The organism is Bacteroides sp. CAG:633 (assembly GCF_000435115.1).
Lineage (GTDB): Bacteria > Bacteroidota > Bacteroidia > Bacteroidales > Bacteroidaceae > Bacteroides > Bacteroides ndongoniae.
Genome location: NZ_FR883056.1, coordinates 1 through 23,816 on the forward strand (window position 1 = coordinate 1; position 23,816 = coordinate 23,816).

The 23,816-nt window shown below is 43.4% G+C and carries 20 protein-coding genes; 13 read left to right on the forward strand and 7 right to left on the reverse strand.

Going from position 1 to position 23,816, the window contains the following annotated elements; all coding sequences use genetic code 11:
- Positions 1-221: 221 nt before the first annotated feature.
- The 4 genes from QVP67_RS06760 to QVP67_RS06775 form a co-directional block, all read right to left on the reverse strand.
- A complete protein-coding gene (locus QVP67_RS06760) occupies positions 222-770 on the reverse strand; it encodes a 30S ribosomal protein S16 (protein ID WP_022162809.1) in 549 nt (182 codons plus the stop codon).
- 139 nt (positions 771-909) lie between these two features.
- Positions 910-2,202 carry a Na+/H+ antiporter NhaC family protein gene (locus QVP67_RS06765; RefSeq protein ID WP_022162810.1) on the reverse strand — a complete coding sequence of 431 codons (1,293 nt, stop codon included), beginning with the start codon at positions 2,200-2,202 and terminating at the stop codon, positions 910-912.
- Positions 2,203-2,294: 92 nt separating this feature from the next.
- The gene (locus QVP67_RS06770; protein WP_022162811.1) at positions 2,295-3,785 is read right to left on the reverse strand and encodes a UxaA family hydrolase; all 1,491 of its coding nucleotides are present in this window, start codon (positions 3,783-3,785) and stop codon (positions 2,295-2,297) included.
- 11 nt (positions 3,786-3,796) lie between these two features.
- Positions 3,797-4,852, reverse strand: a complete 1,056-nt coding sequence (locus tag QVP67_RS06775; RefSeq protein WP_277122463.1) for a LacI family DNA-binding transcriptional regulator — start codon at positions 4,850-4,852, stop codon at positions 3,797-3,799.
- 256 nt (positions 4,853-5,108) lie between these two features.
- Here QVP67_RS06775 and QVP67_RS06780 point away from each other — a divergent pair, with 256 nt between their 5' ends.
- Positions 5,109-6,134, forward strand: a complete 1,026-nt coding sequence (locus tag QVP67_RS06780) for a sugar kinase (protein WP_022162813.1) — start codon at positions 5,109-5,111, stop codon at positions 6,132-6,134.
- A gap of 37 nt (positions 6,135-6,171) precedes the next feature.
- On the forward strand, positions 6,172-6,840 hold the full coding sequence (locus QVP67_RS06785; RefSeq protein WP_022162814.1) for a bifunctional 4-hydroxy-2-oxoglutarate aldolase/2-dehydro-3-deoxy-phosphogluconate aldolase: 669 nt from the start codon (positions 6,172-6,174) through the stop codon (positions 6,838-6,840).
- 110 nt (positions 6,841-6,950) lie between these two features.
- On the opposite strand, the gene uvrB is transcribed toward QVP67_RS06785, so the two are convergent.
- Positions 6,951-9,017: an excinuclease ABC subunit UvrB gene (uvrB, locus tag QVP67_RS06790; protein ID WP_022162815.1), complete on the reverse strand. Its 2,067-nt coding sequence runs from the start codon at positions 9,015-9,017 to the stop codon at positions 6,951-6,953.
- A 150-nt stretch (positions 9,018-9,167) separates the two neighbouring features.
- On the opposite strand from uvrB, the gene QVP67_RS06795 reads away from it, so the two are divergent.
- The 5 genes from QVP67_RS06795 to QVP67_RS06815 all read left to right on the forward strand — a co-directional run bounded on the left by QVP67_RS06795 (position 9,168) and on the right by QVP67_RS06815 (position 12,790).
- Positions 9,168-10,466: a phenylacetate--CoA ligase family protein gene (locus tag QVP67_RS06795; RefSeq protein ID WP_022162816.1), complete on the forward strand. Its 1,299-nt coding sequence runs from the start codon at positions 9,168-9,170 to the stop codon at positions 10,464-10,466.
- Positions 10,467-10,587: 121 nt separating this feature from the next.
- On the forward strand, positions 10,588-11,013 hold the full coding sequence (locus tag QVP67_RS06800; protein WP_022162817.1) for an ACT domain protein: 426 nt from the start codon (positions 10,588-10,590) through the stop codon (positions 11,011-11,013).
- A gap of 122 nt (positions 11,014-11,135) precedes the next feature.
- Positions 11,136-11,939 (forward strand): outer membrane protein assembly factor BamD, encoded by an 804-nt coding sequence (locus QVP67_RS06805; RefSeq protein WP_022162818.1) that lies wholly within the window; start codon positions 11,136-11,138, stop codon positions 11,937-11,939.
- A 60-nt stretch (positions 11,940-11,999) separates the two neighbouring features.
- A complete protein-coding gene (locus QVP67_RS06810) occupies positions 12,000-12,335 on the forward strand; it encodes a DNA-directed RNA polymerase subunit omega (protein WP_022162819.1) in 336 nt (111 codons plus the stop codon).
- Positions 12,335-12,790: a DUF4293 domain-containing protein gene (locus QVP67_RS06815; protein WP_022162820.1), complete on the forward strand. Its 456-nt coding sequence runs from the start codon at positions 12,335-12,337 to the stop codon at positions 12,788-12,790. The genes QVP67_RS06810 and QVP67_RS06815 overlap by 1 nt, the downstream gene beginning before the upstream one ends.
- 62 nt (positions 12,791-12,852) lie before the next feature.
- On the opposite strand, the gene QVP67_RS06820 is transcribed toward QVP67_RS06815, so the two are convergent.
- Positions 12,853-13,542: a porin family protein gene (locus tag QVP67_RS06820; RefSeq protein WP_022162821.1), complete on the reverse strand. Its 690-nt coding sequence runs from the start codon at positions 13,540-13,542 to the stop codon at positions 12,853-12,855.
- Positions 13,543-13,550: 8 nt separating this feature from the next.
- Complete coding sequence (locus QVP67_RS06825; protein ID WP_022162822.1) at positions 13,551-15,347, reverse strand: LysM peptidoglycan-binding domain-containing protein; 1,797 nt, start codon at positions 15,345-15,347, stop codon at positions 13,551-13,553.
- A 207-nt stretch (positions 15,348-15,554) separates the two neighbouring features.
- Between QVP67_RS06825 and uvrA the strand changes: the two genes are divergently transcribed.
- From uvrA to QVP67_RS06855, 6 genes are all read left to right on the forward strand, one after another.
- Positions 15,555-18,398 (forward strand): excinuclease ABC subunit UvrA, encoded by a 2,844-nt coding sequence (gene uvrA, locus QVP67_RS06830; protein WP_022162823.1) that lies wholly within the window; start codon positions 15,555-15,557, stop codon positions 18,396-18,398.
- 255 nt (positions 18,399-18,653) lie between these two features.
- Positions 18,654-19,127: a Cys-tRNA(Pro) deacylase gene (ybaK, locus tag QVP67_RS06835; protein WP_022162824.1), complete on the forward strand. Its 474-nt coding sequence runs from the start codon at positions 18,654-18,656 to the stop codon at positions 19,125-19,127.
- Positions 19,128-19,358: 231 nt separating this feature from the next.
- Positions 19,359-20,912, forward strand: a complete 1,554-nt coding sequence (locus QVP67_RS06840; RefSeq protein WP_022162825.1) for a peptide MFS transporter — start codon at positions 19,359-19,361, stop codon at positions 20,910-20,912.
- Positions 20,913-21,320: 408 nt separating this feature from the next.
- Positions 21,321-21,647, forward strand: a complete 327-nt coding sequence (locus QVP67_RS06845) for a PadR family transcriptional regulator (protein ID WP_071149662.1) — start codon at positions 21,321-21,323, stop codon at positions 21,645-21,647.
- 75 nt (positions 21,648-21,722) lie between these two features.
- Entirely contained in the window at positions 21,723-22,775 is a 1,053-nt protein-coding gene (locus QVP67_RS06850; protein WP_022162827.1) for a PspC domain-containing protein, read from the forward strand.
- A gap of 272 nt (positions 22,776-23,047) precedes the next feature.
- The gene (locus QVP67_RS06855; protein ID WP_022162828.1) at positions 23,048-23,812 is read left to right on the forward strand and encodes a hypothetical protein; all 765 of its coding nucleotides are present in this window, start codon (positions 23,048-23,050) and stop codon (positions 23,810-23,812) included.
- Positions 23,813-23,816 lie beyond the last annotated feature (4 nt).

Below are 23,816 nucleotides of genomic sequence, written 5' to 3' on the forward strand. Positions count from 1 at the left end.
TTTAATACCTGTAGTTGGCCGAATACTTACATTTTTCTCCAGTTAGAGAAAAATCGGGGCGCTAAAACATCCCATTTAGCTTAAGGTAAAAAAATAGCGCATATCCTTTGGGGATATGCGCCGTAATTTTTTCTCTTCTCATCAATCTCACTCCTTCTTCCGAAGGGAAAGAAGAGATTTTAGTTTTAATCCATATAAAAGCACTTCTGCCTAATAAAAAATTATTCAGCAGCAGCTTCTGTTGCGCCTTCTTCGCTTGCGTTAGCAGCTTCCTCGTTCTGAGCTTCTGCAGCAGCCTTAGCAGCTTCTTCTGCAGCTTTCTTTTCTGCCAATGCTTTAGCCTTTGCTTCGTTTACCTTCTTCTCAGCTTCCAGACGTGCCTTAGCTTCAGCTTTCTTAGCCTCTTCATCCTTAGCCTTCAAAGCAGCTAAACCGCTTTGCTTGTTGTTCTTCCAAGCTTCAAATTTAGCTTCAGCTTCAGCTTCGCCAAATGCGCCTTTTGCTACACCACCCAAAAGATGCTTCTTCATGTAAACACCTTCGCGAGAAAGGATGTTACGAACAGTGTCAGTGGGCTGTGCACCTTTCAATACCCAGTCAAGGGCACGATCAAATTTCAAATCTACTGTGGCCGGATTGGTGTTAGGATTGTAAGTACCAATCTTTTCGATAAATCTACCATCACGTGGTGCTCTTGCATCTGCAACTACGATAGCGTAAAAAGCATAGCTCTTACGTCCGTGTCTCTGCAATCTAATTTTTGTTGCCATTTAATTAAAATATTTTTTAGTTAATGATTTGAATAATGCTACTAACTCGTAATAGCGGCCGCAAAGGTAGTTATTTTATTTGGAATAGCACAGCATTTTTCCTCCTTTTTTCATAAAAACATTCCGATAACTTTCTGATTTATGAATATCTACGAGGATATCTGATCAGAATGGCCAATAATGCACAGATGCCCATACAAAACGGATAATACAAATTACCGATAATGGAAAGGGGAGAAAGTCCCGCCAGTTCTGCAGCAATCAGCATTTGTGCTCCATAGGGAATGATTCCCTGGACGAAACACGAAAAAGTGTCCAGAATACTGGCTACTTTTCTTCTGTCAAGATGAAAACGAATGGCTATGTCTTTTGCTATCGGCCCTGTCGTAATGATAGCAATGGTATTGTTGGCCGTACAAAGGTTGGCTATGCTGACCAGCGCTGCAATGCTGAGTTCCGCTCCACGCTTCCCTTTGACATGACGGGTCAGACGGCCAATTATAAAATCAATACCCCCGTTATAGCGAATAGTCTCCAGCATTCCACCGGCCAGCAACGTGATAATGATCAATTCGCCCATACCTGTTATTCCATCGCCCATCGAACGGGTCCAGTCGAATAGGGTAGTACCGGTCATGACTCCTATAATACCCGTAGAAGCAATGCCAAGAAGTAACACCAGCATGACGTTGACTCCCGCCACAGCCGTAACCAGGACAATCAGATAAGGAATCACCTTTAGCCATTCGATAGTTACCGCCTGCTGAGAGAACGATAATGACATTCCCTGATAGATATAGTAACACAAGACAATCAGCGCTGCCGGAACCACAATCATACAGTTCACCCGGAATTTATCACGCATCACACAATCCTGCGTCTTGGTAGAAGCAATGGTTGTATCGGATATAAACGAAAGATTGTCTCCAAAAAAAGAGCCGCCTACCACAATGGCAGTCATATAAGACAAATCTATCCCTGTTTTCTCTGCCAGCCCGGCCGCCACAGGCGTCAAAGCGACAATTGTTCCAACGCTGGTGCCTATGGAAAGAGAAATAAAACACGCCGCAATAAAAATACCGGCCAGCAACAGATTGCCCGGCAAGACAGATAAGGTCAAGTTAACTGTTGCATCAATGGCTCCCATCTGCTTGGCACTTTGGGCAAATGCACCGGCCAAAATAAAGATCCATATCATCAGCAGTATATTCTTATTGCTGGCTCCTACCGAAAACTGATAAATTCGCTGCTCCAGATTCAAGCCACGCGTAATGGCTATGGCATAACAGGAAGAGACAAGAAATGCAACCGTAATAGGTACCTGATAAAAGTCGTTCACCCAAAGCGAGGTCACCAAATAGATACATAGAAAGACCATCAAAGGACTTAATGATAACCATCCACCTTTAGCCTTTGTAGTTGTATTTGTCATTCCGAAAACATTTTCTTTATTACAAAATGAAGGACTGGTCGGGGAAGGTAGCTGTAGTCATGAATCTTCCCAACCAGTCCATATACAATCAATTATAACGTAACTCCCGTCTTGAAAATCGCAATTTCCTTATATCCCTTCTTTTCGTTATTGACAAATTCGCCGCTTGCCACTTTTATAATGAAATCAATAAAACGACGGCAGGTTTCTTCGATCGGTTCATCTTCAACGATTACGCCGGCATTGAAGTCAATCCATTGCGGTTTTCTCTCAGCCAAGTCTGTATTTGTCGAGATTTTCACCGTAGGTACATAAGTTCCGAAAGGAGTTCCGCGTCCCGTTGTGAAAAGAACCATATGACACCCGCACGAAGCCAGGGCGGTAGCTGCTACCAGATCGTTTCCCGGAGCAGAAAGCAAGTTCAACCCTTTCACCTTCAAACGTTCGCCATAGGGGAGTACACCTTCGACATAGCTTTTACCGCACTTCTGCGTACAGCCCAAAGCCTTGTCTTCCAACGTAGAAATACCTCCGGCCTTATTGCCCGGCGAAGGATTCTCGCCAACAGGCTCTCCGTGACTCAAGAAGTATTCTTTAAAATCATTAATCAGCTTTACAGTCTGTTCGAACAGCTCCTTCGTGCGGCAGCGGTTCATCAATATGGTTTCAGCACCAAACATTTCGGGCACTTCAGTCAATACACTTGTGCCTCCCTGTGCAACCAAGAAGTCCGAAAACAGGCCCAACAAGGGATTTGCCGTAATACCGGAGAATCCGTCCGAACCACCACACTTCAGCCCGACACGCAATTCGCTCAACGGTATGTCGGTACGTTCGTCCTGACTGGCACGGCTATACAGCTCACGCAGCAATTTCATTCCCTCCTCGTATTCATCACCAACTTTCTGCACAACCATAAACTTAACGCGGTCTTCATCATACTGGCCTAAAAACTCGCGGAATACGTCAGGCTGATTATTCTCGCATCCCAGCCCTACAACCAGCACTCCACCCGCATTAGCATGCAGCACGATATCGCGCAATATTTTTTTCGTATTCTCATGATCATCACCCAACTGAGAACAGCCGTAATTATGAGGATAAGCAACAATCGCATCAACCCCTCTGCAACCGGTTTCCTGCCGCAAGCTCTCTGCCAGCTGACCGGCAATCCCGTTCACACATCCTACAGTCGGCACAATCCATATTTCGTTTCGTATACCTACATCACCGTTTTTACGGCGATATCCCTTAAAGGTAAGTCCCTGCTGCGGTATGTCCAACGACGCATCGATAGGATTATATGTGTATTCCAGCAAACCGGACAAATTGGTTTTAATATTACACTCGTTCATCCAGTCTCCCTGCTTTTGCGCTTTACACGTGTGACCTATCGGATACCCGTATTTTATCACATCTTCACCCTGCTCAAAATCTTTCAGGGCAAACTTATGTCCTGCCGGTATGTCTTCATTTAAACGAATATCAATACCATCCACAGAAATTGTTTCTCCGGCCTTAAGCGCGACAATAGCCACTGCAACATTATCAGCCTTGTTGATTTTCAGATATTTGGTTTTCATATCCTCTGATTTTATTTATTGTAATAGAATTCTATATTTTCTTTCGTCAACAAATCTATCGGCATGAAATACTCTCTTGCCACCTCCTTTTTCAGGATGAGATAATCACATAATGCCTTAATTCCATTAAATCCTTGCAAAGTAGGCTGTTGGGCTATGAGAAAAAATATACTTCCCTGTTTCAGACACTCCACATTGCGCTGCAACAAGTCATATCCCATAAGATTAAAATCGCTCATGGCATGTTTTTGCAGGTATTCCCCAATAATGTAAGCTTTGGAATTGAAAGTAATGCCATTTTTTACATCGGGATGAAGACGGAAAAAATCATCTAACATCTTGTTGTCTTCCGTATCATATTTCGCGTGCAAGTTCAGTTCCAGAATCTGACAGGAAGGATGATATTGGTTCATATACTTACGGAATCCGATTTCTCGGCGCTCCTGCTGATTGGATCCGACAATACCGTCATTGATCTTACGGAATATGACAATGGACTGCGCTTCTTTACCCGCAAGCAGCATCAATATACGTGCAGAAAAATATCCGCTCTGATGCGAATTCTGCCCAAAGAACGAAAGGGCAGGTTCTTCTTTTATATTCGAGTCTATATATATATAAGGTATATGGCGCTCCGACAGTTCATCCGTAAATGGTTTGGTATACTGTGGGGCAGTCGGTGCAACCATCACTCCGTCGGGATTTGTATCTAAAATCTGTAGTGCAGCCGTTTCGAATGAATGATAATCGTAAGGGTCATAATACAATATATCCGCATTTATATTAAAATCCGAATAAGTCTCCAACGCCTGCCTTATACCAGCTTCTACATCGGTCCAGTATTCTCCTTCTTCATGTTGTGGCAATAAGCAAGTAAAAGCATATTTCTTATTGGAAGCCAATGCACTGGCATACATATTAGGTTGATAGTCCAACTGTTTCAATATCTCTTCCACCCGTTTACGGCTTGCTTCAGACACACCACTTCTGCCATGTATTACACGGTCGACCGTACCTACTGATACATCAGCCATTTTGGCTATATCTTTTATTCTAACCCTTGTCATCTTGATTTTTTTGTCTTTTTATGCTGATTTGTGCCCGTACACAATAATAATCTAAAAATTATCGACACAAATATACGATAATTTTTTGTATTTCAAAAAAAGTTGTACCTTTGTGCCCGCACACGGAAGTTAGAAACAGGGGATACCTGATCGATCTTATCGTTCAATGATTCAACTCTTTAACTGCCGTTATGAGAGATAATATAATAAATTGAAAGACACTTAATTATTATATATTTAATAAAATAGAAAAATTATGGGAAAGAAAGTCGTTACATTAGGTGAAATTATGCTGAGACTGTCTACTCCGGGCAATACCCGATTTGTTCAGTCGGACTCTTTTGATGTAGTATATGGAGGGGGTGAAGCCAACGTAGCTGTCAGCTGTGCTAACTACGGACATGACGCTTACTTTGTAACCAAACTGCCTAAGCATGAAATTGGCCAATCGGCAGTAAATGCGTTGCGCAAATATGGTGTAAAGACTGACTTTATAGCTCGTGGCGGCGACCGTGTAGGTATCTATTATTTAGAGACCGGAGCTTCCATGCGTCCCAGTAAAGTAATCTACGACCGTGCACATTCGGCTATCGCAGAAGCCAATCCTGAAGATTTTGATTTTGACGAAATCATGAAAGGAGCAGACTGGTTCCATTGGTCTGGCATCACTCCGGCCATTTCGGACAAGGCAGCTGAATTAACACGTCTGGCTTGCGAAGCTGCCAAGCGACACAATGTTACAGTATCCGTAGACCTGAACTTCCGCAAAAAGCTGTGGACAAAAGAAAAGGCTCAGTCTATCATGAAACCTTTGATGAAATATGTAGATGTTTGTATCGGTAACGAAGAAGACGCTGAACTCTGCTTAGGATTTAAACCCGATGCTGATGTTGAAGGTGGAAAGACAGATGCAGCCGGATATAAAGGAATCTTCAAAGCCATGGCTGAAGAATTTGGTTTCAAATATGTTGTTTCTACATTGCGCGAATCTTATTCAGCTACTCACAACGGCTGGAAAGCAATGATCTACAACGGTAAAGAATTCTACGAATCCAAACATTATGATATCAACCCGATTATCGACCGCGTTGGAGGAGGCGACTCTTTCTCGGGTGGAATTATCCACGGCTTGCTGACCAAGCCCGATCAAGGTTCGGCCCTTGAATTTGCTGTTGCCGCATCTGCATTGAAGCATACGATCAATGGTGACTTCAATTTGGTATCTGCCGAAGAAGTTGAAGCACTGGCAGGCGGTGATGCAAGCGGACGAGTACAAAGATAATAAGTGATAAAAGCTGATAACATAAAATCATAAGAAAATGGCTAAATTTGATAAGATTGCAGTGCTAAATAAAATCGGTTCAACAGGTATGGTTCCGGTTTTCTATCATAAAGATGCTGAGATTGCAAAAAAAGTAGTAAAAGCTTGCTATGAAGGTGGTGTACGTGCTTTCGAGTTTACCAATCGTGGTGATTTTGCCCATGAAGTATTTACCGAAGTGGTAAAATTCGCCGCTAAAGAGTGCCCGGAAATGGCTTTAGGCGTAGGTTCCATTGTTGATCCTGCTACAGCTGCCCTCTACTTGCAATTGGGTGCAAACTTTATTGTAGGTCCGCTGTTCAATCCTGAAATAGCAAAAATCTGTAACCGTCGCCTGGTTCCTTATACCCCTGGATGCGGTAGCGTATCAGAAGTTGGATTTGCTCAGGAAGTAGGTTGCGATCTCTGCAAGATATTCCCGGGAGATGTTCTTGGTCCGAAACTGGTAAAAGGCCTGTTGGCACCTATGCCATGGTCCAAGCTGATGGTTACAGGAGGAGTAGAGCCGACACAGGAAAACCTGACCTCTTGGATTAAAGCCGGTGTATTCTGTGTAGGTATGGGTTCTAAGCTCTTCCCAAAAGACAAAATTGCCGAGGAAGACTGGGGTTACATTACCAACAAGTGCAAAGAAGCTTTGGGCTACATTGCAGAAGCCAGAAAATAAGCATTAGCTATAAAGAATATTAATTCATTTTGTTTAAAGGTGTTTCTAAAGGGACGAAGGCTGTGTTCAAATAAACCGATTACATCGTTTATTTTGATACAGCCTTTTGTCTATTTGTTTTTGAGCAGTTCTTCCAAAGAAAGCACCTCATCCCGATATTGGGCAGCTTCTATAAAATCCAATCTCTTAGCAGCCTCTTGCATTAATTTCTTTGTACGCTCAATGCTCTTTTCAAGTTGGGCACGAGTCATATATTGAACAATTGGGTCGGCAGCCATATGAGCATTTGCTTCCTGTTCCATATACGGACGTGGAGAAGCAGTAGAAGCTTTCTCGCGCGGAACAGATACTGCGATGGTGGCATCTGGATTTTCGGACGACGCTGTAAAAACATTCAGATTTGCAGCTTTCCTGATTTGCTGTGGCGTAATTCCATGCTCTTCATTATACTTCAACTGCTTTTCGCGCCGGCGGTTGGTCTCGTTGATGGTAAGTTGCATACTTTCCGTTATACGGTCGGCATACATAATAACCATTCCGTTCACATTACGCGCCGCACGGCCTGCTGTCTGTGTCAACGAACGATGCGAACGTAAAAAGCCTTCCTTATCCGCATCCAAAATGGCAACTAGAGAAACTTCTGGCAAGTCCAAGCCTTCGCGCAAAAGATTTACTCCGACTAATACATCGTATTCACCTTCACGCAACGCACTCATAATCTTGACCCTCTCGAAAGTCTCAACATCGCTATGAATGTAGCTGCACCTGATATCGTTGTTCAACAGATATTCGGTCAATTCTTCTGCCATACGTTTTGTAAGGGTAGTGACCAACGTCCGTTCGTTTCGTTCAATCCTTATCTGTATTTCCTCCATCAAATCATCAATCTGGTTATGACTGGGACGTACTTCTATGACAGGATCCAACAACCCGGTAGGACGAATAACCTGCTCCACAACAATACCTTCCGACTTTATCAATTCATAATCCGCCGGAGTCGCACTGACGTAAATAACCTGCTTAGCCATCGCCTCGAATTCATCGAATTTCAGTGGACGATTATCCATTGCGGCAGGAAGCCGGAAACCATATTCCACCAGGTTTTCTTTTCGTGCACGGTCGCCTCCATACATTGCCCGGATTTGGGGCACACTGACATGACTCTCATCAATGACAATCAGGAAGTCATCCGGAAAGAAGTCCAATAAACAATAAGGACGGGTACCAGGAGCACGCCCGTCAAAATAACGCGAATAGTTTTCAATTCCGGAACAATGCCCCAACTCACGAATCATCTCCATATCGTAAGTAACACGTTCTTGAAGTCTTTTGGCTTCCAATGCACGTCCTTGTTCTTCAAACCATTGTACCTGTTTGTGCAGATCATCCTCTATCTCGTGAATGGCTCGCAAAGTGGCCTCTTTGGTTGTCATAAAAAGATTGGCCGGATAAATTTTATAAGAATCAAATTTACCTAATACAACTCCACTCACAGGATCCACTTCCTCAATGCTGTCTATTTCATCTCCCCAGAAAATGACACGCAACAGATTATCCGCATAAGCAAGGAATATGTCTATCGTATCTCCCTTTACACGAAAGTTTCCCCGGTTCAAATCAATATCATTACGTACATAAAGACTATCAACCAAACGGCGCAAAAAGACATTGCGGCTGAAATTCTTACCCTGCACAACTTCAATGACATTATTATAAAAGTCCGCAGGATTTCCCATACCATATATACACGAAACCGAGGAAACTACAACAACATCTTTCCGGCCGGAAAGCAATGCAGAAGTAGCAGCAAGCCGCAGCTTGTCAATTTCGTCATTAATAGCAAGGTCTTTTTCTATATAAGTATCCGAAGAAGGCAAATAGGCTTCCGGCTGATAATAGTCATAATAAGAAACGTAATACTCTACGGCATTATTCGGAAAAAAGTTCTTAAACTCACTATAAAGCTGTGCTGCCAATGTTTTATTATGGCTCAACACCAATGTCGGCTTATTAACGTTAGCTATAACATTGGCTATCGTAAAAGTCTTTCCCGAACCCGTAACGCCAAGTAAAGTCTGTGCGGGGAGACCCTGAAGTACACCTTCTGTAAGTTGGGCAATAGCTTCCGGCTGATCTCCTGTAGGCTGATAAGCTGATGTCAGTTCAAATTTATTCATTTTCTTCTTTTATAGACAGCAATATTCGGCAAAATCTTTGATATATACAAAAAAAATCGTTTCTTTGCGATGATAATCAACCCAAAATCTTATCTGAATAGGATTTTGCGGAAAATCTAATAACCATTAATGTTAATACAACAAAGCACAATGATTTGGAACGAAAACATTGAATGCATGGATCGTGAAAACCTCCGTAAGATTCAAAGCATTCGCCTGAAAAAAACCGTAGAGCGCGTATATCACGATACTCCTTTTTATCGTAAAAAAATGCAGGAACTGGGTATAACTCCAGATGATATAAACGACATCAGCGATATTGTAAAACTACCGTTTACCACCAAGTATGATTTAAGAGACAACTATCCGTTTGGACTATGCGCAGTACCGATGAGCCAGATTGTACGTATACATGCGTCTTCCGGTACGACCGGAAAGCCTACTGTAGTAGGATACACGCGCAAAGACCTTTCGGTATGGGCCGAATGCTTGTCACGTGCTTTTACGGCATACGGAGCAGGTCCTTCTGACATATTCCAGATTTCGTACGGATACGGTCTGTTTACCGGTGGACTCGGCGCACACGCTGGCGCTGAAAACATAGGTGCTTCGGTTATTCCTATGTCCAGTGGAAATACAGAAAAACAAATTACGCTAATGCACGACTTTGGCTCAACTGTATTATGTTGTACGCCTTCGTATGCTCTATATCTGGCAGACGCCATTAAAGACTCAAAACTTCCGCGCGAAGAATTTCGCCTGAGAGCTGGAGCTTTTGGAGCAGAGCCTTGGACTGAGAATATGCGGAAAGACATCGAAGCCAAATTAGGCATTAAAGCGTATGATATTTACGGCTTGAGCGAGATCGCCGGTCCTGGAGTAGGGTACGAGTGTGAGTGCCAGAACGGTACTCATCTAAATGAAGACCATTTCTTCCCGGAAATCGTAGATCCCAAAACACTGGAGCCTGTAGCTCCGGGAGAAACGGGAGAACTGGTATTTACGCATCTGACCAAAGAAGGCATGCCTTTGCTTCGCTATCGCACCAAAGATTTGACTGCCTTGCATTACGACAAATGTCCATGCGGACGTACATTGGTACGTATGGATCGAATCTTAGGACGTAGCGACGATATGCTTATCATCAGAGGAGTAAACGTTTTCCCCACTCAAATTGAGTCTGTCATACTTGAAATGCCCGAATTTGAGCCACACTACCTGTTATTAGTAGACCGAAAGAACAATACGGATACAATGGAATTGCAGGTTGAAGTCCGCCCAGAATTCTACTCGGATGAAATAAACAAAATGTTGGCCATGAAAAAGAAGCTGACAGCCCGTTTGCAAAGTGTATTGGGACTGGGAGTAGATGTTCGCCTGGTAGAGCCAAGAAGCATAGAGCGCAGCGTCGGAAAAGCTAAAAGAGTAATCGACAACAGAAAACTTTAAATCGCTTTCGATCGAAGAAGAATCACCCGATTGTTCCATTCGGGAAGATTCTTCCCAATCATAAGTTGAAATAAATGGGAAACATAACGGTAATATCAACTTTTTATTTTCAGTTAATAAAATGGTAGCAAAACAACTTTCGATTTTCTTGGAAAATAAGTCTGGCCGTCTAACAGAAGTGACAGAAGTTCTGGCCAAAGAAGGAGTAAACTTGTCTGCCCTCTGTATTGCAGAAAATGCAGACTTCGGCATCTTACGTGGAATTGTCTCCGAACCGGACAAAGCATATAAGGCTTTAAAGGATAATCATTTCGCAGTAAATGTTACAGATGTAATAGGAATCAGTTGCCCCAATATCCCCGGGTCACTGGCCAAAGTATTACGCTATTTGTCCGATGAAGGAGTCTTCATCGAATATATGTATTCATTTGCCAATGGCAATACTGCCAATGTGATTATCCGGCCTAACGATATGGAAAATTGTATCCGCGTGCTGACAGAAAGAAAAGTCGACCTATTGGCCGCAAACGACCTGTACCGCTTATAGAAAATAAAAGGGCATTTATCCTCAAAAATGCCCTTTCTATCGGGTTTTTGAAAAATTAATGCTGGTATCGTTGCTTTATTCGGCACTAACCTCTATCTTTGTGCATTATTTGAATAAAAGTAATGAAAAAGAACATATTAATAATTTTGCTGTCAGCTTTGCTACTGCCCTCATGCGGAGAATACAATAAATTACTGAAAAGTACTGATTATGAGTACAAGTATGAAGCTGCAAAGAATTACTTTGCCAAAGGGCAATATAACCGTGCTGCAACTTTGCTTAATGAGTTGATCGCCATTCTGAAAGGTACAGATAAAGCAGAAGAATCCCTGTATATGCTGGGAATGAGTTATTATAATCAGAAGGATTATCAGACTGCCGCACAAACGTTTATTCAGTACTACAACGTATATCCTCGTGGTATATATACAGAGTTGGCACGTTTCCATGCTGGAAAAGCTCTCTATCTTGACACTCCAGAACCCCGTTTGGATCAGTCTGGCACCTATACTGCCATACAGCAACTTCAGATGTTTATGGAGTATTTCCCGCAAAGTTCAAGAAAGGAAGAAGCCCAGAATATGATATTTGCCTTGCAAGATAAGCTGGTTATGAAGGAATATCTTTCAGCCAAGATGTATTACAATTTAGGCAATTATCTCGGAAATAACTATCTTTCATGCGTAATTACCGCACAAAATGCCCTTAAGGATTATCCTTATACCAACCTTCGTGAGGACTTGTCGATACTTATCTTACGTGCCAAATACGAAATGGCCATCAACAGTGTAGACGATAAAAAGCCCGAGCGCTATCGCGAAACGGTAGACGAGTATTATGCTTTCAAAAATGAGTTTCCCGAAAGCAAATATCTGAAAGATGCAGAACGCATTTTCCAAGAGTCAAGAAAAGTATTAGGTGAATAAAAAAACACCTATCAAATAATACAAAGAAATACGTGAATTTTAAATTAGATAAAAAGATTTATGGATTACAGAAAAACGAATGCTCCAACAACTACGGTAACCCGTGACATGATGGAATTGTGTGAGGATACCGGTAATGTGTATGAAACTGTTGCGATCATAGCCAAACGCGCTAATCAAATCAGCGTGGAGATCAAAAATGACCTTTCCAAGAAATTGGCCGAATTCGCTTCTTATAACGACAACTTGGAAGAAGTATTCGAAAATCGCGAACAGATTGAGATCTCCCGTTATTATGAGAAATTGCCTAAACCGACCTTGATAGCTACACAGGAATATATCGAGGGAAAGATTTATTATCGTAATCCGGCTAAGGAAAAAGAAAAATTACAGTAATGATACAGCGCATCCAATCCGTCTATCTGCTATTGGTGACGATTTTATTGGTCATGACGGCTTTTATGCCAATAGGGTATTTCATCGAAACGGACAATATTACGACTCATATCTTCAAGCCATTAGGCGTATCACTTGCGAATGGAGAGTTTCAATCCACATGGGGATTGTTCGGTATACTGATATTGAGTGCCATCATAGCTTTCGGCACTATATTCCTTTATCGTAACCGCATGCTGCAAATACGCATGACAATCTTCAGCAGCATCTTGCTGGTTGGCTTTTATATTGCCTTTCTGGTATTTATGTTTGTATTGAAAGAAGATTTAAATGCAGGCTTCCATTTAAAATGGGCCTTAAGCTTGCCCGTTATATGCATCATATTGAATTACCTTTCATTCCGTGCCATTTATCGGGACGAAGTAATGGTAAGAGCTGCAGATAGACTAAGATAAGAACAATTTTCAATTTTATAAAAGAGGCACGAATGTTGAAAAACAAATTCGTGCCTCTTTTTTTATTTTTTCAAGTCAAATAAATAGGTGATTTTAGCAGATATCACACCATGCGCCGAACGGGAAAAATAATCTTTCTTTGTACTATGATAGAAGTCCGATAATGCATAATAATAACGCCCTTCCAGCAGAAAATTCCCAATGCCTGTACGTATTTCAAGTCCAGCACCACCTGCAATACCATAGTCAAACTTATTTTCTACAGGCTTGTCATGCTGTTCTACCGTGATACCCGAATAATTATCCCAATTATCACTCATTGTATAGCTGTCACTCAAGAAAAAGCCAATTTGCGGACCAGCGTGAATAAAGAACTGCACCCCTCTTTGTTCTTTTCCGAAAGCCAGATGAGCCAGGAAAGGGATTTCCACATAATTCATCTTACGCGTATATTGCAGCTCCGGATAATCTTCGTAGAATTCATCCCAACCGTGCTGTGAGAAGTTTATTTCAATCTGTGCTCCACAAATCATCTTAAAATATCGCTCGGAAATATATCTGGCAGTGATTCCGCCTGTCATTCCCATCAGATTTTTCTGTCGTACGCTCGGCGAGAAAGTCACACTGTTCAGATTGACACCTCCGTTAATACCTATGGCAAAATTATGCCGTTGTTCACCGACCTGCGCATGTACAGGTACAGCACATGCCCCCATCAATAAGGTCGTACCGATTATTGTTTTCAGTTTCATCACACAATTCAATCAAAATCAAGTTTCACCAGCTCATAATTCTTTGTAAAACGGACAAAGAAAACTTTTTTGTTTACAAATCCTCCCCAATTGTTGACACGCTGGAATTTGAACCCTGTCTGTATAGGTGCAAAATCCATTCTTTGAAGATTATTCTCCAATTCGCTTCCGTAGCGTGCCAGTCCTTTAAGGAAAAAATAGCCTGTATCAAATCCTAACATTCCATATTTGGGATAACGCTCATCCATATCTTTTCCATACCAGCGCCGATAATTACGTGTGAAGTTCTTGGCTGCAGGGAACAGATCGTTCGTATAGAAAGAGGAATAAAAGTATGTATCCAACTCAAAGAATGATTCCAGATGATCCTTGGTATATGTCTGCCATTCCGGATAACCAAACATGTGAATGCTGAATTCCGGATTCTCGCGAACCAACAGAGTAAGTTGGGGCAAACATTTGATTAAAACCAGATTGCTTCCGGATGTCGGAATGAATATATTCTCCCGGCCAGCCTTAAGCGCACTTTTCAACGCTTCCACCGAAGCATCCTCATCCAGGGTAGCCATTGGAATAGAGCGGTTACGCAATTCATCTTTCAGGCCTTTGATGAAATCCGCCTTATCTTTGGTTTTACTGTTCGCCTCGATAAAGATTACGTTTGCATTGGGGAACTGACGGACAAAGTGATCATATACTTCCGAATACAGATAAGATTGGGGAGTATTAATCTGATAAATAGCCGGATTACGGAACACCGTATTGTCTTTCGAAGTAAACGGAATAACCAGACGGATATCATTTTTCTTCGCAAAATCAGCCAACGGCTTGATTTGCTGCTGTTGCAGCGGACCGAATATAATATCCATATTCTTCATTTCGTTTTTCGAAAGAATATCATTCAGCGAATTTACATTCGCTCCGGAATTATACGTATAAATGTCAATCGAAGTACCACTGCGTTTTAAGCTATCGACAGCCATCAAAAAGCCTTCGTAATACTCTACCATTCGGGCCGACTCGCTACGTGATGCAGCATCGGGCAAAAACGGAAGAATAACAGCAGCCTTAATCGTACTGATACGTTCCGCTTCCTTTTTGTTTTCACTGAACAGTTCGTTGTTGGTCGGTATCGTCTGTGGCTTTGCATTTCCGGTATTTGCAATTGTAGTAGGATAGGGGATGCACAAGAACGAACCCTTCTTTATCTTGTTTTTCCCTTTCAATTCCGGATTGGCTTCAATCAGTTCTGCCTCGGTAATGCCGTATTCCTTGCTGATGCTGTAAATGGTTTCTTTCCGTTTTACCTTATGCATATCACGGCAGCGAGATTGTACAGCAGCCGGAATCTCACTGGTAACATCAGCTGTTTTAGATGAATTATCAATATCCGAAACAACCGGAGTTTCGTCCGGAGCCGGAATCCGGATAACTTGTCCGATACGGAAATTTTCAGCACTCAGTCCCGGATTGGCATCGCAAATAGCTTTTGCAGAAACATTGTATTTCACTGTCAACCGATATAAAGTCTCACCGGCTTCAATGGTATGGAATGTTTCTTTCTGACTGCCTGTTGTGTTTCGTGGAATGCGTAACGTATGTCCTATATAGATTTTCTCATCGCTGCCAGGATTCATTTTTACAATATCAGCCTGGCTGACGCCATACATGCTGGCAATAGAATACAGACTTTGTCCTTTTTCAATAGTATGCAATATATAAGTCTGGTTTTCTTGTGCGTTTACTGTCAATCCGCAGATGCAGGCCAATAAAAACAAGCAGACACTCCGGTTAATCGTTCTCATCTATTACTAATTATATCGATAGTTACATTTAATATTTCCCAAACCTAATGCAAAGTTAAGAATATTATGTCATTTCAGCCAAAAGAATGAGTTAAGAAATAATATTCTACTTTCCAAAGCCGAAAAATAATCCATTTAAAATGATATTCGGATGGAAACGCTTATTTTTGCATGAAGTTTATAGCCGATTTAAACCCTATTTATCACATGCAAGAAGAATCTGAATATATCAATGTATATGGTGCCCGGGTGCATAACCTGAAAAATATTGATGCGGAAATTCCCCGAAACAGCCTGACGGTAATTACCGGACTTAGCGGAAGCGGTAAATCCTCACTGGCTTTCGATACGATTTTTGCTGAAGGACAACGTCGTTACATCGAAACGTTTTCGGCTTATGCACGCAACTTCTTAGGCAACTTGGAACGCCCCGATGTCGACAAAATTACCGGATTAAGCCCCGTAATATCCATTGAGCAGAAAACTACCAATAAAAATCCACGCTCCACTGTCGGAACAACAACCGAGATATACGATTACCTGCGCCTTCTCTATGCCCGTGCCGGTGATGCATATTCTTACCTGTCGGGAGAGAAGATGGTAAAGTACACCGAAGAGCAGATTCTGGACCTGATATTGAAAGATTACAAAGGAAAGAAAATATACATTCTTTCTCCGCTGGTACGCAACCGGAAAGGACATTATAAAGAATTGTTCGAACAGATCCGCAAAAAGGGCTATCTGTATGTACGGGTCGACCAAAAAATCTGTGAAGCCCTTCCAGGCATGAAACTGGACCGTTATAAGAATCACGATATAGAAGTTGTCATAGATAAACTGATTGTTTCAGAAAAGGATGATAACCGTCTGAAAAGCAGCGTATCTACAGCGATGAAGCAAGGCGATGGACTGATCATGGTTTTGGATGCTGACAACGAAACGGTCCGCCATTACAGCAAGCGCCTGATGTGTCCTGTCACAGGGCTCTCTTACCGTGACCCGGCACCGCATAATTTCTCTTTCAACTCCCCTCAAGGAGCTTGCCCCAAATGTAAGGGATTGGGCGTCATCAGCCAGATAGATATTGACAAAGTAATCCCCAACCGCGAACTGTCCATTTACGAAGGAGCTTTAGCTCCCGTAGGGAAATACAAGAACAGTATGATATTCTGGCAAATAGATGCCTTGCTGGAGAAATACGAAGCTAACCTGAAAACTCCTGCAAAAGATTTGCCGGACGAAGCCATCGAAGAGATTCTTTACGGTTCCGACGAACGCATAAAAATAAAAAGCTCATTGATCGGTACATCTTCTGACTATTTTGTAACGTTTGAAGGGGTTGTAAAATACATCCAGATGTTGCAGGAAAAAGATTCCTCTGCCACAGCCCAGAAATGGGCCGAACAGTTTGCCAAGACTGCCGTCTGCCCCGAATGTCAGGGAGCCAAACTGAACAAGGAAGCTCTTTCGTTCCGCATCCACGACAAGAACATCTACGAACTTTCCAGCATGGATATCAAGGATTTGTACGAATGGTTACAGAATGTAGATCCATACCTGGACAGTAAGCAAAAACAGATTGCAGCCGAAATCCTGAAAGAAATACGGACACGGCTCAAATTCCTGTTGGATGTAGGTCTCGACTATCTGTCCCTGAACCGCAGTGCCGTCAGCCTTTCCGGAGGTGAAAGCCAGCGTATTAGACTGGCCACTCAGATAGGTTCGCAGCTGGTCAATGTCCTCTACATCTTGGACGAACCCAGTATCGGACTTCATCAGCGCGACAACCAGCGCCTGATACATTCATTAAAGGAACTGCGCGATTTAGGCAATACAGTCATTGTCGTCGAACACGACAAAGACATGATGCTGGCTGCCGACTATGTCATCGACATGGGTCCCAAAGCCGGCCGTCTGGGCGGAGAAGTCGTTTTTGCCGGTACACCACAGGAGATGCTACGTACCCACACCCTGACTTCTCGTTACCTCAACGGCGAATGTGCCATCGAGGTACCTGCCGAGCGCCGCAAAGGCAACGGACACAGCATCTGGCTGCGTGGCGCCAAAGGCAATAACCTGAAAAACATTGATGTAGAATTTCCTTTAGGCAAGCTGATCTGCATAACAGGCGTGTCCGGAAGTGGAAAATCTACTTTGATTAACGAAACATTGCAGCCCATTCTGTCGCAGAAGTTCTACCGCTCACTGCAAGACCCGCTGGCATACGACAGCATCGAAGGTCTGGAGTATATCGACAAGGTTGTCAATGTAGACCAGTCGCCATTAGGACGTACCCCACGTTCCAACCCAGCCACATACACCGGCGTATTTTCCGACATCCGCAACCTGTTTGTAGGCCTGCCCGAAGCCAAGATCCGTGGTTACAAGCCCGGCCGTTTCTCGTTCAACGTCAGCGGAGGACGCTGCGAAGCCTGTCAGGGAAACGGATACAAGACCATCGAAATGAATTTCCTGCCAGACGTATACGTACCCTGCGAAGTATGCCACGGTAAACGTTACAATCGGGAGACACTCGAAGTACGTTTCAAAGGAAAATCCATCGCCGACGTTCTGGACATGACCATCAACCGCGCAGTCGAATTCTTTGAGAACGTTCCGCAAATACTGAACAAGATAAAAGTAATACAGGAGGTCGGATTGGGCTATATCAAGCTGGGACAATCGTCTACAACCCTGTCCGGTGGCGAAAGCCAGCGCGTCAAGCTGGCGACGGAACTGTCCAAACGCGATACGGGTAAAACCCTGTATATTCTGGACGAACCGACTACCGGTCTGCACTTCGAAGACATCCGCGTACTGATGAACGTGCTGAACAGACTTGTCGACAAAGGCAATACGGTCATTGTCATCGAGCACAATCTGGATGTTATCAAGATGGCCGATTATATTATCGACATGGGTCCCGAAGGAGGGAAGGGGGGAGGCCAGGTCCTGTCTTGTGGCACTCCGGAAGAAGTGGCCGACAGCCCTAAAGGATTCACGCCCCGATTCCTCAAGGAAGAGTTGGAACTGGTAAAGAAACAGAAATAAGATTTCCCGCCGGTGTTCAATTTATGATAAATATAACTCAACTTTGATTTCGTCGATTTTCTATTCGTAAGCTCAAGTTGCAGTTAACGAATTCACAAGTTGACGAATAAACAAGGCGTTTGCAGCAAGCCGTCTCAAGCGGCACTTCATCAAACAGGGCATTCCGAGCCTTGCAAACCTGTTGGCTGAAGCCTTGTAAACTAATAAGTTGAGCATTTGCAAAACGTAAAAATATAACATAAAGGATAAAACGAAATGAAAATCAATAAGACCAATGCCGCAAGGCTACTAGACAAGGCTAAAATAGCCTACGAATTAATTCCTTACGAAGTGGACGAAGCAGATCTCAGCGCCGTCCATGTGGCAGCCAGCCTGGGCGAAGACATCAATTGTGTATTCAAGACCCTGGTGCTCCATGGCGACAAGTCCGGTTACTTTGTCTGCGTCATTCCCGGCGAAAATGAAGTCGACCTGAAACTGGCCGCCAAAGTATCGGGCAATAAAAAGTGCGACCTGATACCGGTCAAAGAACTGCTTCCACTGACTGGCTACATACGCGGCGGCTGTTCTCCCATCGGTATGAAAAAACAATTTCCTACCTACATTCACGAAACATGTATGCAGCATCCATACATTTATATCAGTGCCGGTGTCCGTGGCCTGCAGCTGAAGCTGGCTCCACAGGACCTTATCAAGGAAGTACGGGCAGAAGTCTGTACACTGTTCTGATATTCATGTACAATGAAAAGTATTCCGATTGTCCAGGCACCTTCTATTGGCATTAACTTCTACAAGCCTTACTGACAATTTGTTCCTATCAAGGGTATGCAAGCCATATAAATCTTGCATACCCTTTCTATTTTTCAGCTTATTTTAGTGTATTATCTCACCAAAAAGTATATATTTGCAACTATTATTATTTGAAAAACATATTTAGTCACTATTTAAAAAATTAATTCTATGTTCAACAAACATCCTAAGGGTCTGATTCCTGCGGCACTTTCAAACATGGGTGAGCGTTTCGGCTACTACATCATGAATGCCGTACTAGTATTATTCCTTTGTTCTAAATTCGGTATCAGCGAAGAAAAAAGTACACTGATTTATTCATTCTTTTATGCCGGCATTTACCTTTTAAGCCTCATTGGCGGTTACATAGCCGACAAAAAACAAAATTATAAAGGCACAATCATGGCCGGTCTTGTCATTATGGCTGTCGGCTACATCGTTCTTTCATTCCCCATTACTGCAAATTCAGGAAACATCACCTGGTTACTGACACTGACTTGTGCTGCCCTTTTCCTCATCGCATTCGGTAACGGTCTGTTCAAGGGCAACCTCCAGGCCATCGTAGGTCAGATGTACGACGACCTGGAAGCAGAAGCCGCCAAGAAAGGCGAAAAAGAACTGAAGATTGCCAAAAGCAAGCGCGATTCCGGTTTCCAGATCTTCTACGTATTCATCAACATCGGTGGTCTTATCGCTCCGTTCGTAGCTCCGCTTCTGCGTAGCTGGTGGCTGAACGCACACAACATGGTTTACAACGCCAGCCTTCCTGCCCTGTGCCACGAATATATCGAAAAGGCAGAGCAGATGTCAGCCGAAGCACTGGGCAACCTCTACCAGCTGATGGCACAATGTGTAGGCGATACCGCCAATATGGCTGATTCATGTGCTCAGTATCTCCAGATTTTCAATGAAGGTATCCACTATTCGTTCCTGGCATCGGTAGCGGCCATGTTCATTTCACTGATTATCTTCCTCGTAACCAAGAAGCAATTCCCCAATCCGGGAAAGAAAGAGGCTGTTGCCGCCGTTCAGTATTCCGAAGAAGAAAAACAGGCGATGGCAAAGGAAATCAAACAACGCCTTTATGCTCTGTTCGCAGTGCTGGGAGTCGTTATATTCTTCTGGTTCTCATTCCACCAGAACGGAACATCTCTCTCGCTGTTTGCCCGCGACTTTGTTAATACCACTACCATTGCTCCCGAAATATGGCAGGCTGTCAATCCGTTCTTTGTTATTACGCTGACTCCGATCATCATGATGATTTTCGGATCTATGGCTCGCAAAGGCAAAGAAATATCCACTCCCCGCAAGATTGCCATCGGTATGCTGATTGCAGGACTTGCTTACCTGTTCCTTTCCGTATACTCCTTCTCGCAAGGTTATCCGTCTGCAACCGAGTTCCGCGAGCTCCCCATCGACCAGCAAGTGAAAGCCGGAGCATGGGTATTGATCGTTCTCTATTTCCTTCTTACCGTTGCCGAACTCTTCATCTCGCCGCTCGGACTCTCGTTCGTGTCCAAAGTTGCTCCCAAACATCTTCTCGGTCTCTGCCAAGGACTCTGGCTGGGTGCTACGGCTGTCGGTAACCTCTTGCTGTGGATTGGTCCGCTTATGTACAATGCCATCCCCATCGGTTATTGCTGGGCCATATTCCTGATCGTTTGTCTTATCTCCATGGGAGTCATGCTCGCTATGGTGAAATGGCTCGAAAGAGTAGCTAAGTAACAACAACGTTCCTAACATAAGAAGAAGGCAGCTGAATCACAAGAAATCAGCTGCCTTCTTTTATTTTTCGCCTGTCAGCTTTTCTCCTTGCCAACTTTGTGCATATTCTGCATACACTATCCCGTATTTTTTTCCCAGTTAGGAAAAAATATCTTCCCAGTTAGAAAAAAATTTTTTCCTAACTGGGAAAAAATTACCCCTCTTGCTATCATCGTACCCCATCTGTACTTGTATGTATTTCTTCTTACCTCACAATCGGCTTCTGCACTGCTATTCCAGTATCTTTCAAGCCTACAGTATAGAACATACACCACTTCTCGAATCGTTAATATAGTATAATTATATAGTATTATGTAATACAAGGTACCTATATAATACATATATTTGTGCTATACAAAACAATTAACCATGAATGTAGACAACGTAAAATCGCAAATGCGGAAGGGAATGCTGGAATACTGCATCATGCTTCTGCTGCACAAAGAACCGGCCTATGCTTCAGACATCATATCGAAACTGAAAGAAGCCCGGTTGATAGTAGTGGAGGGAACACTATATCCACTGCTGACCCGCCTGAAAAACGACGGTCTGCTTAGTTACGAATGGGTTGAATCGACGCAAGGGCCACCACGCAAATATTATCGGCTGACAGAAAAGGGAGAGACTTTTCTCGGTGAGCTGGAAGTGTCGTGGCGGGAACTGAACGAAACCGTCAATCACATAGCCAACCGATAAGCCCAGTCCTCAACTCTTTTATGCAGGACTACCCAACGAACAATAAACGAATTAACAAATAAACAGAAGAACACAATGAAAAAGACTTTAACTGTAAATTTAGGAGGAACCGTGTTCAACATAGACGAAGACGCTTATCGTCTTCTCGACAACTATCTCAATAATCTGAAGCTGCATTTTCGCAAACATTCAAGTGCCGAAGAAATTGTAGACGACATCGAGCTACGCATCTCCGAACTGTTTGCCGAAAAATTGCAGACTGGTGCCCAGGTCATCACCATAACCGATGTAGAGGAAGTCATAGCACGCATGGGAAAACCGGAAGATATGGATACAGACACCGAACCGTCTTCGGACGAAAATACGAAAACAACCGGACATCGCCGTTTCTTCCGCAATCCGGACGACAAGATGCTGGGTGGCGTCATCAGTGGTGCGGCAGCCTATTTTGGCCTTAATGTCACCACGCTTCGTCTGGCAATGGTCTTTCTGCTGATTTTCTCTTTCAAAATACTGATACCGCTCTACATCATTTGCTGGATTATTGTTCCCGAAGCCCGGACTGCTGCCGAGAAACTGAGTATGCGTGGCGAAGCCGTCACTGTAGAGAACATCGGCAAAACTGTCACCGACGGATTCGAAAAGGTAGGAAATGGGGTAAACGAATACATCCGGTCGGACAAGCCACGCTCTTTTCTTGCATCGTTGGGCAATGCCATAGTCACCGTTGTCGGATGGATATTGAAAATGGGACTAATTGCTATTGCCGTTATCTGCAGCCCTGTACTCTTTATCTTTGCCGTCGTCTTTGTTGCGTTGCTTTTCATGGCTATCGTTATCGGCATTGGCGGGGGAGCAGCATTGCTGTCTCTGTTTCCTACCACCGATATCATATTGCCCATCTCGCCAATGTCAACTATTGTCATGTACATTGCAGGTACCCTGATGCTGGGCATCCCTTTGCTGGGCATTGTTTATGGCGTTTGCCGCTCTATGCTCAAGTGGCAGGCCATGGCTACTGGATTAAAATGGACACTGTTGATTCTTTGGGTGGTTAGTACCGCCATATTTGCCATCAGCTTCACAATGAACGGGTTCGACCTTCCAGATCTGCTGATCCATATATAATCTCAGCTTCCCTCTGTTTTTTGTGTCCAGCCTGCATGTCTTTCGGATAAAAAAGTGGGACGTATCTCGCCCCGACAGGTACGAAAAGCATACAGGCTGGACACAATGTTATACCAACGAAGATTTTTGTTACCCAATCAAAGATACAGACACAACGATATTACATAAAAGCAATAATTTGTAACATTATTCATTTGAACTATCCGACTTTATTCTTATTTTTGCTTTGTTAATCTGAGAAACATTTACTGACTCCTTCCAGGAGCGACACGATGCTGTGGCGGTACGAACTGCCCGATTTGTTGCTGCAAAACGGCTGGGGCACCAAAGGACAGGGCAAAGATGAAATAGGACTCTTCCCGATGTTTTGCCGAAGTTTTTCGGATACATTGTATGTATGGGGTTACACGCCTGTCACGATAAAAGCAATGGTCGCCGACGGACAGGCGATGAAGGCAGCCCGCGCACTTCTTCTGCCGCAATACGACAATTTCAACCAGATGCACATTCTGCGCGACTCTTTGCTGGTTTACAGCACCGTTTCTACCGATTATACGATCAAAAAGATAAATCTGGTAACCGGAAAGCCAAACGGGCAGATAACGATGGAACGCGATGAGCATGGCGAAACTTTCTTTGACAGCCATCGCGGAATCATGTCTGCCAACGATGACTTTATAGTCTATGCATATAGCTATAAGAAACAGATAGACCTATACCGGGTTTCGGACATGACGTTATATAAGCGTCTGGTAGACAAAGACGTGAAGTCTGAAATCCGCATGGGCAACATGCAGCATACCGTACAGCGCTATCTGAACGTCATGGCAGGCCGGAAGTACATTTATGCCTTGTACGACCGGCAGGAGAATGGTTGCTGCCTGGAAGTATTGGATTATGAGGGCAGGGGAGTAGCCCAATACAGTTTCGATGTAGCTCCCTTCCTGTTCGATGTAGATGAGGAAAACAATATGCTCTATGGATTCAATGGAAACTATGAGAACTATTTTATCCGATATAAGTTGCTTTTTGATTAAAATA